Below are 14856 nucleotides of genomic sequence, written 5' to 3'. Positions count from 1 at the left end.
TCCAGCAGCGCCGCCGCGTCAGTACTTCAGTACGCTGCAGCAATGGGAGGGGCGATTGTGGACAGTGAGATACGGGCCACCGGGACCGGCCACACCGCACGCGCCGCACGCGCGCGTGGCCGACGGCGCGGCGCCCTGCTCGGTCTCGTGACCCTCGTCTCCGCCCTCCTGTTCGCCCTCGCCGCCCCCTGCACCGCACACGCCGCCGCGAGTTCCTGCGCGGGCAACAAGGTCCGGACGCTCAAGTTCTCCACCGGCAAGGTCGTCATCTACAGAGGCACGGGTTTCGTCTGCGCGATGACCTACGCCAAGAACCCCGGCGCGGCCCGCAAGATGTCCATCACGCTGCAGGCCCGCGGCCACCGCGCCGTGACCCGCGCGGGGACCTTCAGGAAGTACGCCGGGCCGCTGTCCGTGACCGTCAGCCACCGCCGCGTCAAGGTCAGCGGAAAGGTCGGCAGCGGCTCGCTGTCCCCGCGCTGGATCCGCTACTAGCCCGAACCCCCTCTGGTGTCACCGGAATTGCTCCGATAGGTTCCGCCCGACATCCGTGACCCAGGGGAGGGTGCATGCGCAAGGCGCTCAGATGGCTGCTGTCGCTCGTGGTGCTCATAGGCACCGTGAGCGCGGCGGGAGCGGCCACCGCCGCTCAGCCGCACACACAGCCGCAGGCGGCCGACACCGCCACCACCGACATCAAGGACCGTCTCCTCGCGATACCGGGCATGAGCCTGATCGAGGAGAAGCCGTACCCCGGCTACCGCTACTTCGTCCTCAGCTACACACAGCCGGTCGACCACCGGCATCCGTCCAAGGGCACCTTCAAGCAGCGGCTGACCGTTCTGCACAAGGACACCGCCCGCCCCAGTGTCTTCTTCACCTCGGGCTACAACGTCTCCACGACGCCGCGCCGCAGCGAGCCCACGCAGATCATCGACGGCAACCAGATATCCATGGAGTACCGCTTCTTCACGCCGTCGCGGCCCGACCCGGCCGACTGGTCGAAGCTCGACATCTGGCAGGCCGCCAGCGACCAGCACCGCATCTTCAAGGCCCTCAAGCCGATCTACGGCAAGAAGTGGCTGGCCACCGGCGGCTCGAAGGGCGGGATGACGGCGACGTACTACGAGCGCTTCTACCCCCGTGACATGGACGGCGTCGTCGCCTATGTGGCGCCCAACGACGTGGTGAACAAGGAGGATTCGGCCTACGACCGGTTCTTCGAGACCGTCGGCCCCAAGGAGTGCCGTGAGGCGCTGCAGGCCGTGGAGCGCGAGGCACTGGTGCGCCGCGAGCCCCTGGAGAAGCTGTACGCGGACTATCTGGCCGCGAACAAGCTCACCGTGAAGACGGTCGGCACCCGGGACAAGGCCTTCGAGGCCACCGTCCTCGACACGGCCTGGGGCTTCTGGCAGTACAGCCTGGAGAAGGACTGCGCCGATGTGCCGGCCGCGGCCAAGGTGAGCGACCAGGAGCTGTTCGACTACATCGACTCCATCTCCGGCTGGTCCGCCTACAGCGACCAGAGCCTGGCCACCTACACGCCGTACTACTACCAGGCGGGCACTCAGCTGGGCGCGCCCACCATCCAGCAGCCGCACCTCAAGGGCCTGACCCGCTACGGCTACCAGCCGCCGCGGAACTTCGTTCCCCGTGACATCCCGATGCGGTTCGACTCCTCGGCGATGCGCGATGTCGACAGCTGGGTACGGCACAACGCGAACCGGATGCTCTTCGTGTACGGCCAGAACGACCCGTGGGGCGCCGAGCCGTTCCGCCCGGGCAAGGGCACGCACGACTCTTATGTGGTGACGGCGCCCGGCGCCAACCACGGAGCCAACGTCGCGGGCCTGGTGCCCGACGAGAAGGCCAAGGCGACCGCGGACATTCTCGCCTGGGCGGGAGTCGCGTCGGCCACCGTCCTCTCCGACCCGGCCAAGGCCAAGCCGCTGGCCGCGCGGGACGCGAAGCTGGACCGTCAGGAGGCCCGGGAAGGGCTGCGGCCCTAGGTGAGCGGTCCTAGGTGAGCGGTCCTAGCTGAGCGGTCCTAGCTGAGCGGTCCTGGGTAACCGCGCCCCCACTGTCGCGCACCGCAGGTCGCCCTGCGGGCTCGTCCTCAATCGCCGGACGGGCTCACACATTGAGCCCGTCCGGCATCTTGCTCCCAGTGATCTATACGTGGGTCGGCGCGAACATCTTCAGCACTGCCGGGAGCACGACCACCGAAGGTCCGGGCGTCGCCAGGGACTTGGTGAGGTCTTCGGTGAGCTGGTCCGGCGAGGTGCGCAGAGCCGGCACTCCGAAGGACTCCGCGAGGGCCACGAAGTCGGGACGGGACAGCTCGGTGCCGGTGGTCTCGCCGAAGGCGTCCGTCATGTACTCGCGCAGGATGCCGTAACCGCCGTCGTCCACGATCAGCCAGGTGACATTCAGGTCGTACTGCCGTGCCGTGGCGAGTTCGGCGATCGAGTACATCGCGCCGCCGTCGCCGGACACCGCGAGGACCGGCCGCGTGGGATCGGCCACCGCCGCGCCGATCGCCGCCGGGAAGCCGTACCCGAGGCCGCCCGCTCCCTGTGCGGAGTGCATCGCGCCGGGCCAGGCCGACCAGGCCCAGTAGGCGAGGATCGTCATGTCCCAGAAGGACGGGGCCTTGTGGGGCAGCGCCGCACGCACGGCCGTGATGATCTGCCGTTCCAGGGCCAGCTCCTGGCTGTCGAGCCGCTCCTGGACCTTCGCGAGCACGGCGGCGACCCGACCGGCCGCCTCCGGGTCGGGGCGCTCGCCGACCGTTTCCAGGAGCGCGGACAGTGCGAGACGGGCGTCCGCGTGGATACCGAGCGCGGGGTGGTTGGCCTCCAGCTTCCCGGCGTCCGCCTCGATCTGCACGACCCGCCCGCGCGGCTTGAACGTGTAGTAATTCGAGGAGAGTTCACCCAGGCCCGAGCCGACCACGAGCAGGACGTCGGCGTCCTCCAGGAAGTCGGTGGTGTGCCGGTCCTCCAGCCAGGACTGCAGCGACAGCGGGTGCTCCCAGGGGAAGGCGCCCTTGCCGCCGAAGGTGGTGACCACCGGTGCGTTCACCCGCTCGGCGAGTGCGCGCAGCTTGCCCGCGGCGTCGGAACGGACGACTCCGCCGCCCGCGATGATCGCCGGACGCTCCGCCTTCGCCAGCAAGTCGGCGGCCACCGCGGTCAGTTCGGGGCGCGGCACCAGCTCGTGCGGCGTCGCGTCCATCGCGGTGACGACGGGCAGGGCTGTCTCCGCGGTGAGCACATCCTGCGGGATCTCCACCCACACCGGTCCGTGCGGCGCGGTCAGCGCGGACTCCCAGGCCGCGGCGATCGCGGAGGGGATCTGCGACTGTGTGCGCACGGTGTGGACGGACTTGACCACATCCCTGAACGAGGCCTGCTGGTCGCGCAGTTCATGCAGATAGCCGTGCCGGCCGCCGCCGAGCCCGGCCGCCGGGACCTGACTGCCGATCGCGAGCACGGGGGCGCTCGCGGCCGCCGCCTCCTGCAGCGCGGCGAGGGACATCAGGGCGCCGGGGCCTGTGGAGAGGAGCAGCGGGGCAGCCTCGCCCGTCACTCTTCCGTATGCGTCGGCGGCGAAGGCCGCGTTGTTCTCCACCCTGAGCCCGATATACGTCAGGTCGGAGCGGCGCAGCGCGTCGAACATGCCGAGTGCGTGCTGTCCCGGCAGGCCGAAGACGGTGGCGGCGCCGAGGCCGCGCAGGGTCTCGACGACCAGATCCCCGCCGGTGCGGCCCGGCGGAGGATTGAGTGCGGCCTCCGTCTGCGCGGGCGTCGGCCGCAGCTCCAGGTCGTGGTCGTGCGTCACTGTGCGGTGGCCTCCCCCCGGCTGTCGGCGATCTGGCGGGACATGATGGTGGTCAGTTCGTACGCCGTGTGCGAGGCGGCCACCGCGGTGATCTCCGCGTGGTCATAGGCCGGGGCGACCTCGACGACATCGGCCGAGACGAGGTTGCAGGAGGCGAGGCCGCGCAGGATCTCCAGGAGTTCGCGGGAGGTCATGCCGCCGGCCTCGGGGGTGCCGGTGCCCGGGGCGTGGGCCGGGTCGAGGCAGTCGATGTCGATGGAGATGTACAGCGGGCGGTCGCCGATGCGCTGGCGCAGCTGGTCGGCGACCTCGTCGGCACCGCGTCGGTAGACGTCCGCCGAGGTGACGATGCCGAAGCCCATCTTCTCGTCGTCGGTGAGGTCCTTCTTGCCGTAGAGCGGGCCGCGGATGCCGACGTGGGAGAGCGCGGAGGTGTCGAGGATGCCCTCCTCCACGGCACGGCGGAAGGGGGTGCCGTGGGTGTACTCGGCGCCGAAATACGTGTCCCAGGTGTCGAGGTGGGCGTCGAAGTGGAGCAGGGCGACCGGGCCGTGCTTCTTCGCCACCGACCTGAGCAGGGGCAGCGCGATGGTGTGGTCGCCGCCGAGGGTCATCATGCGGGCGCCGGTGCCGAGGAGGTCGTCGGCGGCGGCCTCGACGGTCTCCACCGCTTCGTTGATGTTGAAGGGGTTGGCGGCTATGTCGCCCGCGTCGGCGACCTGGGCGAGGGCGAAGGGCGAGGCGTCCTGCGCCGGGTTGTACGGGCGCAGGAGGCGGGAAGCCTCCCGGATGGCGTTTCCGCCGAAGCGGGCACCCGGGCGGTAGGAGACGCCGGTGTCGAAGGGCACGCCGACCACGGCGACGTCGGTGCGGCCGCCGACCTCGTCGAGCCGGGGCAGCCGGGCGAACGTCGCGGGTCCCGCGTACCGCGGGGTGCGGGACGAGTCGATGGGGCCACGGGGTTCGGTGCTGCTCATGCTGTGCCTTCTTTCTTGTGCTTCACGCGGGTTCGTGCGTCGTCCTGCGTCTTCGCACGCTTTCCGCGCTTCATGTGAATTGACTTTAGCTCGGTGCGGAGACGGCTTCGTCAGCCTGTGGATAACTCTGGTTCGCCTCTCCCGCCAGGCGTTCGCGCCAGGTGTCGAGGACGGCCGGGTCCGTCGGCTTCGTGGTCAGGGACACCACGACATACGCCGCGAGCGAGGCCAACAGGCCGTAGTACACGGGCTCGTTGGCGAGGATTCCGTGGCGCCACATCAGGGCGAGCACGGTCAGCCCGCCCGCTCCGACGGCCGCGAGCGCGCCGTACACCGTGCCGCGCTTCCACAGCAGTCCGCCGAGGATCGGCACGAGGAGCCCGCCGACGAGGAGGTCGTAGGCGACGGTGAGGCCTTCCAGGACGCTGTTCAGCTGGATGGCGACGACGATCACGACGACGCCCATGATCAGGATGAAGGCCCGGTTGCCCTTCACTTCGTCCCGCTCTCCGCCGTCCCGCACGCCGTCCCCTCCCCCGCCGGCCGCGGCCACCCGTCCCCGCAGCCGCGCCCAGATGTCGTTGTTGGCGACGGTCGCGGAGGCGATCAGGGCACCGGACGAGGTGGACATCACGGCGGCGAGCGCGGCGGCGAGGACCAACCCCCGCACGCCCATGGGCAGTTCTTCCTTCACGATGGTCGCGAAGGCGTCGTCGGAGCTCGGCAGCTTCGGGTAGAGCACCTTGGCCGCCGTCCCGATGACGGCGCCGGCCACCGCGTACGCCAGGCAGTAGGTGCCCGCGACGGTGCCGCCCCAGCGGGCGGTGCGGTCACTGCGGGCGGTGAACACGCGCTGCCAGATGTCCTGCCCGATGAGCATGCCGAACGTATAGATCAGGACGTACGTGAAGATCGTCTCGCCGCCGATGCCGAGCGGGTCGAAGTAGCCGGTGGGCAGCTGCGCCTTCATCTCGGCGAAGCCGCCCGCCTTCACGACGGCGATGGGGAGCAGCAGAAGCAGCACGCCGATCGTCTTCACGACGAACTGCACCATGTCGGTGAGCGTGATCGACCACATGCCGCCGAGCGTGGAGTAGGCCACGACGACCGAGCCGCCCAGGATGATCGCCACCGTGCGGTCGAGGCCGAAGAGGACATCGAAGATCGAGGCGTACGCGATGGTCGAGGTGACCGCGAGCATCAGCGTGTACACCCACATCACGACGCCCGAAATGATCCCCGCCCGGCCGCCGTAGCGCAGGTCGAGCATCTCGGAGACCGTGTAGACCTTCAGGCGGGCGATCCGCGCCGAGAAGAACACGGAGAGCGCGAGCAGGCCGAGGCCGATGGTGAAGACCATCCAGGCGCCGGAGAGCCCGTACTGGTAGCCGAGCCCGACGCCGCCGATGGTGGAGGCGCCGCCGAGGACGATCGCCGCCATGGTGCCGGAGTACATCCACGGGCCCAGGCGCCGGCCCGCGACCAGGAACTCCGACTTGGACTTGGCGCGGCGCATGCCCCACCAGCCCATGGCGAGCATGGCGGCGAGATAGACGACGATCACTGCGTAGTCGACAGCCATGGCCGTGACATTAAGTGGCAGCGGCGCAGCACTGAAGTGTACGTTTCATCCATTCTCGCTGCCCCTCATGGAGGGAATGTCCATCCCATGCCGGAGCCCTCCACCGCGCCTGCGTCCGCGTCCGCGTCGGCATCTTTGCCTGCGTCTGCGTCCTCCGCCCGGCCGGCGCCGCCCCCGACCCCGCCCGTCGCGCTCGCCGCCCTGCTCTCCCGCGCGGACCTGGGGCTGCGGCAGGTGGCGGGACCGCGCGACGAGGGCGCTGTCGTGCACTGGGTGCACACCAGCGAGATGGCCGACCCGTATCCGTATCTGCTCGGCGGCGAGCTGCTGCTCACGGCGGGTGTGCACTTCGCGGAGGCGGCGGGCGCGGACACCCATCTCGACGACTACGTGGCACGGATCGTCGCCGCGGGCGGCGCGGCACTCGGCTTCGGGGTGGCGCCCGTGCACGAGACGGTGCCGCGCGCGCTGATCGCAGCCTGCGACCACTACGGCCTGCCGCTGCTCGAAGTGCCCGAGCCGACGCCGTTCACCGCCGTGGCGCGGGCCGTGTGGCAGCTGATGGCCGAGGCGCGGCACGCGGAGCTGCGCCGGGTGACGGAGGCGCAGCAGGGCCTCGCGGTGGCTGCCGCCCGCGCGGAGCCGGTTTCCGCGGTCCTTCGCCAACTGGCGGCGCGGCTCGGCGGGTTCGCGGCGCTGCTCGGCCCGGATGGCACGCCCACGTGCTCTGCGGGCGCTGCTCCCGGAGACACCGTGACGGCCGCTCTGGAGGATCTCGGCCGGGTCGTACGCGCGGGCGGACAGGCCGGGCAGCAGCGCAGCGCGCCCGCGCCCGCGTCCGCCACGGACGCCGTGCACGGCACCAAGGTCGCCGCGTACGCGCTGGCGGGCGGGCAGGGCCTGGTCCTGGCCCTCGCCACCGGGGAGCGCTCCTCCGGGGACCACACCATCACCGGCACCGCCCTGGTGCTGCTCTCGCTGCTCACCGCGGAGCACCAGGGCGCGGCCACCGCGCGGCGCAGTGCCGCGCTGGTCCGCGTCCTCCTGGGCGCCGGACCGCGGGAAGTCGCCGGGCTGCTCGGCCCCGAGCCCTGGACCGTGGTGCACGCGCGCGGTGACGGAGATCCCGGCTCACTCGGCACCGCCCTGGGCAGCCCTCTGGTCGACCAGGACCGCGACACCGTACGCGTACTCCTGACGGGCCACGCCGACGTCGACGCGCAGCCCGGCTGGACCCTCGGCGTCAGCGCCCCCTGCGATACGGGCCGACTGCGGGACGCCGACACCGAGGCCGCCCGCGCCCTGGGCCGCGCCGAGGCGACACGGGCGCCACTGGTCCGCCACGGGGCCACGGTGCCCCGCCTCGCCGAGCTCGTCGCGCCGGACGAAGCCGACACCCACGCGCGCGTGCTGCTCGGTCCGCTCGCGGGCAACCCGGCCCTGGGCGAGACCCTGCGCACTTGGCTCTCCCTGCACGGCAGTTGGGACCGCACCGCCACGGCCCTGGGCGTGCACCGCAACACGGTGCGCCAGCGGGTCGCCCGCTGCGCCGCGCTCCTGGAGACCGACCTCGACGATCCGGACGTACGCATGGAGTTGTGGTTCGCGCTACGGAACCGTTGATTCCAGTGGGCAGGCTGCCGGTTTCCGTGGAGCGAGCGCGTCCAGAGACAGAGACGACAGGCCGGGCGGCTGCCCACGACGGCACAATGGACCCATGCCGATACCCAGCCGTGCCGCCCTCGTCGACCATCTCGTCCGCACCCGTATCGCCGGCGACGTGGCCACGCCCCGCGACAACAACCTCTCCCACTACCGCAAGCTCGCGAACGGCGACCGCCACTACTGGCTCGGCCTGGAGCTCGGCGACCGCTGGAGCGACGAGCAGGACGTGCTCGCCGTGATGGCGGAGCGCTGCGGCGTGAGCGACGACCCGGGGCACCGCACGGGGCAGGACACGATCGACCCGGAGCTGACGGTCGACGCCCTGGAGCGGATGGCGGCGCGGCTGCGCAAGGCGGCGGCGGGCAAGCAGAGCGTGCTGTTCGCGACGGGCCACCCGGGCGGACTCCTCGACGTGCACCGCGCGACGGCGGCGGCCCTCCGCGCGGCGGGCTGCGAGATCGTGGTGATCCCCGCCGGGCTCACCACCGACGAGGGCTATGTCTTCCAGTTCGCCGACGTCGCCGTCCTGGAGCGCGGCGCGACGCTGTGGCACACCCACTCCCCCGACCCCATGAAGGCGATCCTGGACGGCCTGGAGCGCGCGGAACGCCCCCAGCCCGACCTGGTGGTCGCCGACCACGGCTGGGCGGGCTACGCGGGCCAGCGCGGCCTCGACTCGGTCGGCTACGCGGACTGCAACGACCCGGCGCTGTTCATCGGCGAGGCAGAGGGCACCGTGCAGGTGACCGTGCCGCTCGACGACCATGTCACCGACCCGCGGTTCTACGACCCGATGACGGCCTACCTGCTCGACGCCGCGGGGCTGCCCCCGGCCGCCTGAGTCCCCGGCGTCGGGTCGAGATACACCCTGCGGATCGCCGGAAACCGCTCCCTCAGGCGTCGTTCGAGCCGGTCGCAGGCCCACTCGATCTCCGCCGCGCTCGACATGTCCCTGAAGTCGACCTTCGCGGCGACCAGGACCTCGCTCGGGCCCTGCACCAGAGTGGTGAGTTCGAGAACGCCCTCCACCTGCGGCTCGGCGAGCAGCAGCGCCCGCACTTCGTTCCGCATGTGGCGCGGCATCGGCTTGCCGATGAGGAGTTCGGCGTTGGAGCGGCCGAGCACCCAGGCGACGTACACGAGCAGCACGCCGATGCACAGCGAGGCGATGCCGTCCCAGACGCCGGAGCCGGTGAGCTGGCCGCCGAGGAGTCCGCCGGCGGCGAGCAGCAGGCCCGCGAGCGCCGCCGTGTCCTCCAGGACGACGGCCTTCACGGCGGTGTCGGGGGTGTGCCGCAGGTAGTGCTTGAAGTGCACGCCGAATCTGGCCGCCTCACCGCGGGCCTGCTTCAGGCCGGTGCGCAGCGAAAAGCCCTCCAATAGGAAGGCGATGGCGAGCACGACGTACGCCACCAGGGGGTCGCCCGGCTCCTCGCCGTGGGTGAGGGTGTGGATGCCGTCGTACACGGCGAAGACACCGCCGCCCACGAAGGTGGCGACGGCGGCGAGCAGCGCCCACAGGTAGCGGGCGCCGCCGTAGCCGAGGGGGTGGTCCTCGTCGGCGGGGCGTTCGCCGCTCTTGAGGGAGACGAGCAGCATCAGCTCGGTGACGGTGTCGGCGACGGAGTGCGCGGCCTCGGAAAGCATCGCGCTGGAGCCGCTGATCACCCCGGCGACCGCCTTGGCGGCGGCGATGCCGAGGTTGGCGGAGGCCGCGACGATCACCGTGAAAGTGGATTCCGACGCATGTGCCGCGGGTTCCCCCGGCTCCCCGGGTCCTTCCGGCGTCTCGGGTCCGCCCGGTGCCTGTACGTCGCTCGCCATGAGGGCGACGTTATGTCACTTTTCGCGGTTCACGCCAAAAGAGTCACTTTTCACGCGGTACGCGCACCACGCCCTCCTGGATGACCGATACCGCGAGGCGGCCGTCCTGGGTGTAGATCCGCGCCTGCCCGAGGCCGCGGCCGCCGGACGCCGAGGGCGACTCCTGGTCGTAGAGCAGCCATTCGTCGGCGCGGAAGGGGCGGTGGAACCACATCGCGTGGTCGAGCGAGGCGCCCACGACGTCCCCGAGCGCCCAGCCGCCGCGCCCGTGGGCAAGCAGCACGGAGTCGAGCAGCGTCATGTCGGAGACGTATGTCGCGAGGCACACGTGCAGATGGGGAGGGTCGTCCGCGAGCTTGCCGTTGGTGCGGAACCACACCTGGGAGCGCGGCTCGCGCGGGGCGCCGACGCTGCCCCACGGCGGGATGCCCACGTAGCGCAGGTCCACGGCGGCGCGGGCCTCGACGAGGCGCGCGGCGATGTCGGCGGGCAGGTGCCTGGGCAGCATCTCGGCCGCGGTGGGCAGGGTCTCCGGGTCGGGAGCCGCGGGCATGTCGGCCTGGTGCTCGAGCCCTTCCTCGTACGTCTGGAAGGACGCGGAGAGATGGAAGATCGGCTGGCCGTGCTGGATCGCGACCACGCGCCGGGTCGTGAAGGACCTGCCGTCCCTGATCCGGTCGACCATGTAGACGATCGGGGCGCCCGGGTCGCCGGGGCGCAGGAAGTACGCGTGCAGGGAGTGCGCGGTGCGGTCCTCGGGCACGGTGCGGCCCGCGGCCACGAGGGCCTGGGCCGCGACCTGGCCGCCGAACACCCGGGGCACGATCGCCGAACGCGACCGGCCCCGGAAGCAGTCCTGCTCGATCCGCTCCAGGTCGAGCAGATCGAGCAGGGCGTCGAGAGGTGCGGTCACCGGCTCACAGACCCATGTCCTTCGCGATGATCATCTTCATGACCTCGCTGGTGCCGCCGTAGATGCGGTTGACGCGGTTGTCGGCGTACAGGCGGGCGATCGGGTACTCGTTCATGAAGCCGTAGCCGCCGTGCAGCTGGAGGCACTTGTCGATGACGCGGTGCGCGACCTCGGTGTTGAACAGCTTCGCGGATGCGGCCTCGGCGGCGGTCAGCTCGCCCGCGTCCAGGGCCTCCAGGGCGCGGTCGGCGACGGCCTCGGCGGCGTCCACCTCGGCCTGGCAGGCGGCCAGTTCGAACTTGGTGTTCTGGAAGGAGGCGACGGTCTTGCCGAAGACCGTGCGCTCCTGGACGTACTCCTTGGCGAACCGGACGGCGGCCTTGGCCTGCGCGTAGGCGCCGTAGGCGATGCCCCAGCGCTCGGAGGGCAGATTGCTGCCGAGGTAGTAGAAGCCCTTGTTCTCCTCGCCGAGCAGGTCCTCGACGGGCACCTTGACGTCGACGAACGCCAGCTCGGCGGTGTCGGAGGTCTTCAGGCCCAGCTTGTCGAGCTTGCGGCCGATGGAGTAGCCCTCGGACTTGGTGTCGACGGCGAAGAGCGAGATACCGAAGCGGCGGTCCTCGGCGGTCGGCGCGGAGGTGCGGGCGCAGACGATGACGCGGTCGGCGTGGACGCCGCCGGTGATGAAGGTCTTGGAGCCGTTGAGGACGTAGTGCGTGCCGTCCTCGGAGAGCTTGGCGGTGGTCTTCATGCCCGCGAGGTCGGAGCCGGTGCCCGGCTCGGTCATCGCGAGGGCCCACATCTCCTCGGCGGAGACGAACTTCTCCAGGTAGCGCTTCTTCTGCTCGTCGGTGGCGAGCATCTTGATGTACGGCAGGGCGAGCAGGACGTGCACGCCGGAGCCGCCGAAGTTCACGCCCGCGCGGGCGGTCTCCTCGTACTGGATGGCCTCGAACTTGTGGGTGTCGAGGCCGGCGCCGCCGAACTCCTCGGGGACGTTGATGCCGAAGAGGCCGAGCTCGGCGAGCTTGTAGTAGAACTCGCGCGGCACCTGGCCCGCCTCGAACCACTCGTCGTAGACCGGCACGACCTCGGCTTCGATGAAGGCGCGCAGAGTCTGGCGGAACGCCTCGTGGTCCTCGTCGAAAACGGTACGGCGCACGGTCGGGCCTCCTGGGTCGTCTCTCCCGGTCAGTCGCCCGGGGCAGCGCAGTGGCTAAGCGCTTGCTCAGACAGAAGTTACCCGGCGGTCATCCACGCTGTCCAGAGGAGATCGCCCGGGCCGCCCCGCCAGGGTCACCCAGCGAAGGAGCCACTCCACCGGGCCCATGCGGTAGCGACGGAGCAGCCGTGCGCTCAGGGCGAGCTGACCCGCGTACACGACGAGCGCCCCGCACACGGCGACTGCGGCGCCGGTGCGGCCGTAGAGCCCGAGGCCGTAGCCGGTGAAGACCAGGGCCATGACGAGGGACTGGCTGAGGTAGTTGGTCAGGGACATCCGGCCGGCGGGCGCGAGGCGCGCGGCGACAGCGGCGCCCCGGCCCGGACGGGTGATCCAGAGCAGAAAGGCACAGGCGTAGGCGACGCTGAGCGCGGGCGCGAGGGCCATGCCCGCCATGTACGCGGTCGCCTCCCAGCGGGCCGGCAGCGGACCGATCACCCCGCAGGCCATGAACAGCGCACCGGGCACTCCCACGGCCGCGCCGATGACGACGCCGCGCCACAGCCGCTCGCGTCGCTCCCCCGCGCGGGCCAGCAACTGCCGCTTGCCCGCGGCGAGTCCGGCGAGGAAAGCGGCGACCACAAAGCCGCCGAGCAGCAGCACCCCGGTGATCAGCTCGGGCAGAGCCTTGAGGTTGGCCATGATCACGTCGGCCGGGGCGCCGCCATAGGCGGCGGTCGAGTGCGCCGCCTCCGCGCGGAGCTGCGCGGCGGAATCCGGCGGGCCCGTCAGTGCCGCGGCCGCGATGAGCACGAACAGGACGGCGGTGACCCCCGCGATCCGGCGTGCGATGCGCCAGGCCTTCTCGGCCGGGGTCTTGGCGGCGAGCAGCAGGAACAGGCCGAGCAGGGAGTACGCGATCAGGATGTCGCCCACGTACAGGAACACCGCGTGCAGCAGACCGAGGGCGCAGAGCCCGCACAGGCGCCTGATCATCCGCGGCCGGAACCGGGCTCCGGCACGCTCGGCCGAGGTCATCTGCAGCGCGAAGCTGTAGCCGAAGAGGAAGGAGAACAGCAGATAGAACTTGGTCTGCGCGAGGGCCACCACCAGCCACTCGGCCGTCCGGTCCAGACCGCCCGCACCGGGGTCGCCCGTCTCGCCGTAAGGCCCGGCCATGGCGAGTACGTTGACGACGAAGATGCCACCGAGCGCGAATCCGCGCAGGGCGTCCACTTCGAGCACCCGGCCCCGTCCGCGCCCCGCCGCGATGGCGCCGCCGGCGCTCCCCTGTGCCATGTGCCGTTCCCCCGTGGTCGCCGCCGCCAAGTACGCCACAGACACTGCCAGTCGAAGCGGAGCGCCACCTCGCACCCCAGCAGGACATGGCGCTCATCCGCAGGTCGGACACGACGCCGGGCTCCTCGGCAGACCGAAGGACACCCGGGAGGCCGAAGGAGACCCGCAGAGCGAGAGAGGCCCGGGAGGCCGAAGGAGGTCCGGGAATTCCCGGACCTCCTTCAGTGACAACTCAGTCCGGCCGTCCCAACCTTGACCGGCCGGACAAAGAAGAAATTCTCAACCAGATTCCCTTCACGCGCTATTGGACGTACGGGCATTGCCCTCAAGGGCAATACCACCGCCCTGCGGAACACTGATCAGATCGTGGTAGGCGTAGGCGAATACGGCTGCTTCGAGCCGTGAGCTCACCCCTATCTTGCCCATGATGTTCGTCAAATGAGCCTTGACCGTCCGCTCCGCTATGCCCAACGCCTGCGCTATCCCCCGGTTTCCGGCTGCGACTCCTACAAGACCCAGGACCTCACGCTCCCGCCCCGTCAGCGCGGCCACGCCCTCGGGGTCACCTGGAACGACCGGACCAGGTCGTCCTGACGGATCGTCGACTCCTACTCCTGCGGGCACTTCCTCAGTAGTACTCCACTTGGTCACAGTGGACACACCTTCCCCGTTTTGGTTCACCAGCATCAGTGGCAACAAGCACTGTATGCCGAATAGTTCGCGCCAATGAAGGGGAACGAGAACATTCTCACGACGACTTGAGCGTGCACGGCGTGGCGCTCTTCACAACCCGGATCCGAGCACCGCAGCGGGCGAAGATGCAACTGAGATTCCGCTCGTCGACTGGCTGCCGTCCAGTCAACGAGCACCTCCATACCTTTGCAGCAAATACAGAAGGGCGATCCCCAGCAGTGGAGCAGCTCAAGAATCTTTCTTGGCCGCCGCAGCCGCAAATGCGCCCCGCGCGAGGCGGTGCAGCAGGGCCGCCATCACCGAGCGTCCGGGGAGCGGACCCGGGCGGCTCAGGTGCGGCGTGGAGTTGAGCAGACCGAAGACGGCGTGCACCGACGCGCGCGCCTCGGATTCGGCCAACTCCGGGTACAGCTCGCGCACCACGTCCACCCACAGCTCGACGTACTGCCGCTGGAGCTGGCGGACCAGCTTGCGGTCGCTGTCGCGCAGCCGGTCGAGCTCGCGGTCGTGCAGGGTGATCAGCGGGCGGTCGTCGAGGGCGAAGTCGATATGGCCCTCGATGAGCGAGTCGAGCAGGGCGTCGGGGCCCGCCGCCGCCTCCTTGGCCTCGGCGGCGCGACGCTTGCCGCCGGTCAGGAGCCGGCCGCTGATGCCCACGAGAAGCTCGGCGAGCATGGCGTCCTTGCCGGCGAAGTGCCGGTACAGACCGGGGCCGCTGATGCCGACCGCCGCACCTATCTCGTCGACGCCGACGCCGTGGAAGCCGCGCTCGGCGAAGAGGCGCGCGGCCTCCTTGAGGATCTGCTCGCGGCGGGTCGGGGCCGCGCTGGTGGTGCTCATGAATTCATTCTAGACAGGGCGGTTAGCGGTCGTTAACCTGAGAGGAGGTGTTAACGGT

The 14856-nt window shown here is 70.6% G+C and carries 13 protein-coding genes; 4 read left to right on the top strand and 9 right to left on the bottom strand.

Annotation, left to right across the window (positions count from 1 at the left end; all coding sequences use genetic code 11):
- The first annotated feature begins 42 nt into the window (after nucleotides 1-42).
- Together ACFQVC_RS14430 and ACFQVC_RS14425 are read left to right on the top strand one after the other, a co-directional pair.
- A complete protein-coding gene (locus ACFQVC_RS14430; RefSeq protein ID WP_381830777.1) occupies nucleotides 43-495 on the top strand; it encodes a hypothetical protein in 453 nt (150 codons plus the stop codon).
- A gap of 74 nt (nucleotides 496-569) precedes the next feature.
- A complete protein-coding gene (locus tag ACFQVC_RS14425; protein WP_381830776.1) occupies nucleotides 570-2009 on the top strand; it encodes an aminopeptidase in 1440 nt (479 codons plus the stop codon).
- 163 nt (nucleotides 2010-2172) lie between these two features.
- Here the strand turns inward: ACFQVC_RS14425 and ACFQVC_RS14420 are convergent, their stop codons facing one another.
- The 3 genes from ACFQVC_RS14420 to ACFQVC_RS14410 form a co-directional block, all read right to left on the bottom strand.
- Nucleotides 2173-3843: a thiamine pyrophosphate-binding protein gene (locus ACFQVC_RS14420; RefSeq protein WP_381830775.1), complete on the bottom strand. Its 1671-nt coding sequence runs from the start codon at nucleotides 3841-3843 to the stop codon at nucleotides 2173-2175.
- Entirely contained in the window at nucleotides 3840-4820 is a 981-nt protein-coding gene (speB, locus tag ACFQVC_RS14415) for an agmatinase (RefSeq protein ID WP_381830774.1), read from the bottom strand. The genes ACFQVC_RS14420 and speB overlap by 4 nt, the downstream gene beginning before the upstream one ends.
- An 85-nt stretch (nucleotides 4821-4905) precedes the next feature.
- Nucleotides 4906-6402 (bottom strand): sodium:solute symporter family protein, encoded by a 1497-nt coding sequence (locus tag ACFQVC_RS14410; RefSeq protein WP_381830773.1) that lies wholly within the window; start codon nucleotides 6400-6402, stop codon nucleotides 4906-4908.
- An 87-nt stretch (nucleotides 6403-6489) separates the two neighbouring features.
- On the opposite strand from ACFQVC_RS14410, the gene ACFQVC_RS14405 reads away from it, so the two are divergent.
- Together ACFQVC_RS14405 and ACFQVC_RS14400 are read left to right on the top strand one after the other, a co-directional pair.
- Nucleotides 6490-8025 (top strand): PucR family transcriptional regulator, encoded by a 1536-nt coding sequence (locus tag ACFQVC_RS14405; protein WP_381830772.1) that lies wholly within the window; start codon nucleotides 6490-6492, stop codon nucleotides 8023-8025.
- Nucleotides 8026-8119: 94 nt separating this feature from the next.
- The gene (locus ACFQVC_RS14400) at nucleotides 8120-8908 is read left to right on the top strand and encodes a phosphatase (RefSeq protein WP_381830771.1); all 789 of its coding nucleotides are present in this window, start codon (nucleotides 8120-8122) and stop codon (nucleotides 8906-8908) included.
- On the opposite strand, the gene ACFQVC_RS14395 is transcribed toward ACFQVC_RS14400, so the two are convergent.
- The 6 genes from ACFQVC_RS14395 to ACFQVC_RS14370 form a co-directional block, all read right to left on the bottom strand.
- Complete coding sequence (locus tag ACFQVC_RS14395) at nucleotides 8869-9891, bottom strand: cation diffusion facilitator family transporter (RefSeq protein WP_381830770.1); 1023 nt, start codon at nucleotides 9889-9891, stop codon at nucleotides 8869-8871. The genes ACFQVC_RS14400 and ACFQVC_RS14395 overlap by 40 nt on opposite strands.
- A gap of 43 nt (nucleotides 9892-9934) precedes the next feature.
- Nucleotides 9935-10804: an acyl-CoA thioesterase gene (locus ACFQVC_RS14390; protein WP_381830769.1), complete on the bottom strand. Its 870-nt coding sequence runs from the start codon at nucleotides 10802-10804 to the stop codon at nucleotides 9935-9937.
- 4 nt (nucleotides 10805-10808) lie between these two features.
- Nucleotides 10809-11966, bottom strand: coding sequence for an acyl-CoA dehydrogenase family protein (locus ACFQVC_RS14385; RefSeq protein WP_381830768.1), 1158 nt, complete (start codon nucleotides 11964-11966; stop codon nucleotides 10809-10811).
- A gap of 66 nt (nucleotides 11967-12032) precedes the next feature.
- Nucleotides 12033-13265: a DUF418 domain-containing protein gene (locus ACFQVC_RS14380; RefSeq protein WP_381830767.1), complete on the bottom strand. Its 1233-nt coding sequence runs from the start codon at nucleotides 13263-13265 to the stop codon at nucleotides 12033-12035.
- A gap of 294 nt (nucleotides 13266-13559) precedes the next feature.
- Nucleotides 13560-13952 (bottom strand): helix-turn-helix domain-containing protein, encoded by a 393-nt coding sequence (locus ACFQVC_RS14375; protein ID WP_381830766.1) that lies wholly within the window; start codon nucleotides 13950-13952, stop codon nucleotides 13560-13562.
- 234 nt (nucleotides 13953-14186) lie between these two features.
- Nucleotides 14187-14798 carry an SACE_7040 family transcriptional regulator gene (locus tag ACFQVC_RS14370; RefSeq protein WP_381830765.1) on the bottom strand — a complete coding sequence of 204 codons (612 nt, stop codon included), beginning with the start codon at nucleotides 14796-14798 and terminating at the stop codon, nucleotides 14187-14189.
- Between the last annotated feature and the right edge of the window lie 58 nt (nucleotides 14799-14856).

Source organism: Streptomyces monticola (assembly GCF_042665355.1).
Classification (GTDB): domain Bacteria; phylum Actinomycetota; class Actinomycetes; order Streptomycetales; family Streptomycetaceae; genus Streptomyces; species Streptomyces monticola.
This window is presented reverse-complemented; position numbering and strand designations above follow the sequence as displayed.

Excerpts from the sequence above, each read along its gene's own strand:
- ACFQVC_RS14430 (WP_381830777.1), top strand. The coding sequence starts at position 43 with ATGGGAGGGGCGATTGTGGACAGTGAGATACGGGCCACCGGGACCGGC.
- ACFQVC_RS14425 (WP_381830776.1), top strand. The coding sequence starts at position 570 with ATGCGCAAGGCGCTCAGATGGCTGCTGTCGCTCGTGGTGCTCATAGGC.
- speB (WP_381830774.1), bottom strand. The coding sequence starts at position 4,820 with ATGAGCAGCACCGAACCCCGTGGCCCCATCGACTCGTCCCGCACCCCG.
- ACFQVC_RS14410 (WP_381830773.1), bottom strand. The coding sequence starts at position 6,402 with ATGGCTGTCGACTACGCAGTGATCGTCGTCTATCTCGCCGCCATGCTC.
- ACFQVC_RS14405 (WP_381830772.1), top strand. The coding sequence starts at position 6,490 with ATGCCGGAGCCCTCCACCGCGCCTGCGTCCGCGTCCGCGTCGGCATCT.
- ACFQVC_RS14400 (WP_381830771.1), top strand. The coding sequence starts at position 8,120 with ATGCCGATACCCAGCCGTGCCGCCCTCGTCGACCATCTCGTCCGCACC.
- ACFQVC_RS14395 (WP_381830770.1), bottom strand. The coding sequence starts at position 9,891 with ATGGCGAGCGACGTACAGGCACCGGGCGGACCCGAGACGCCGGAAGGA.
- ACFQVC_RS14380 (WP_381830767.1), bottom strand. The coding sequence starts at position 13,265 with ATGGCACAGGGGAGCGCCGGCGGCGCCATCGCGGCGGGGCGCGGACGG.
- ACFQVC_RS14375 (WP_381830766.1), bottom strand. The coding sequence starts at position 13,952 with ATGCTGGTGAACCAAAACGGGGAAGGTGTGTCCACTGTGACCAAGTGG.
- ACFQVC_RS14370 (WP_381830765.1), bottom strand. The coding sequence starts at position 14,798 with ATGAGCACCACCAGCGCGGCCCCGACCCGCCGCGAGCAGATCCTCAAG.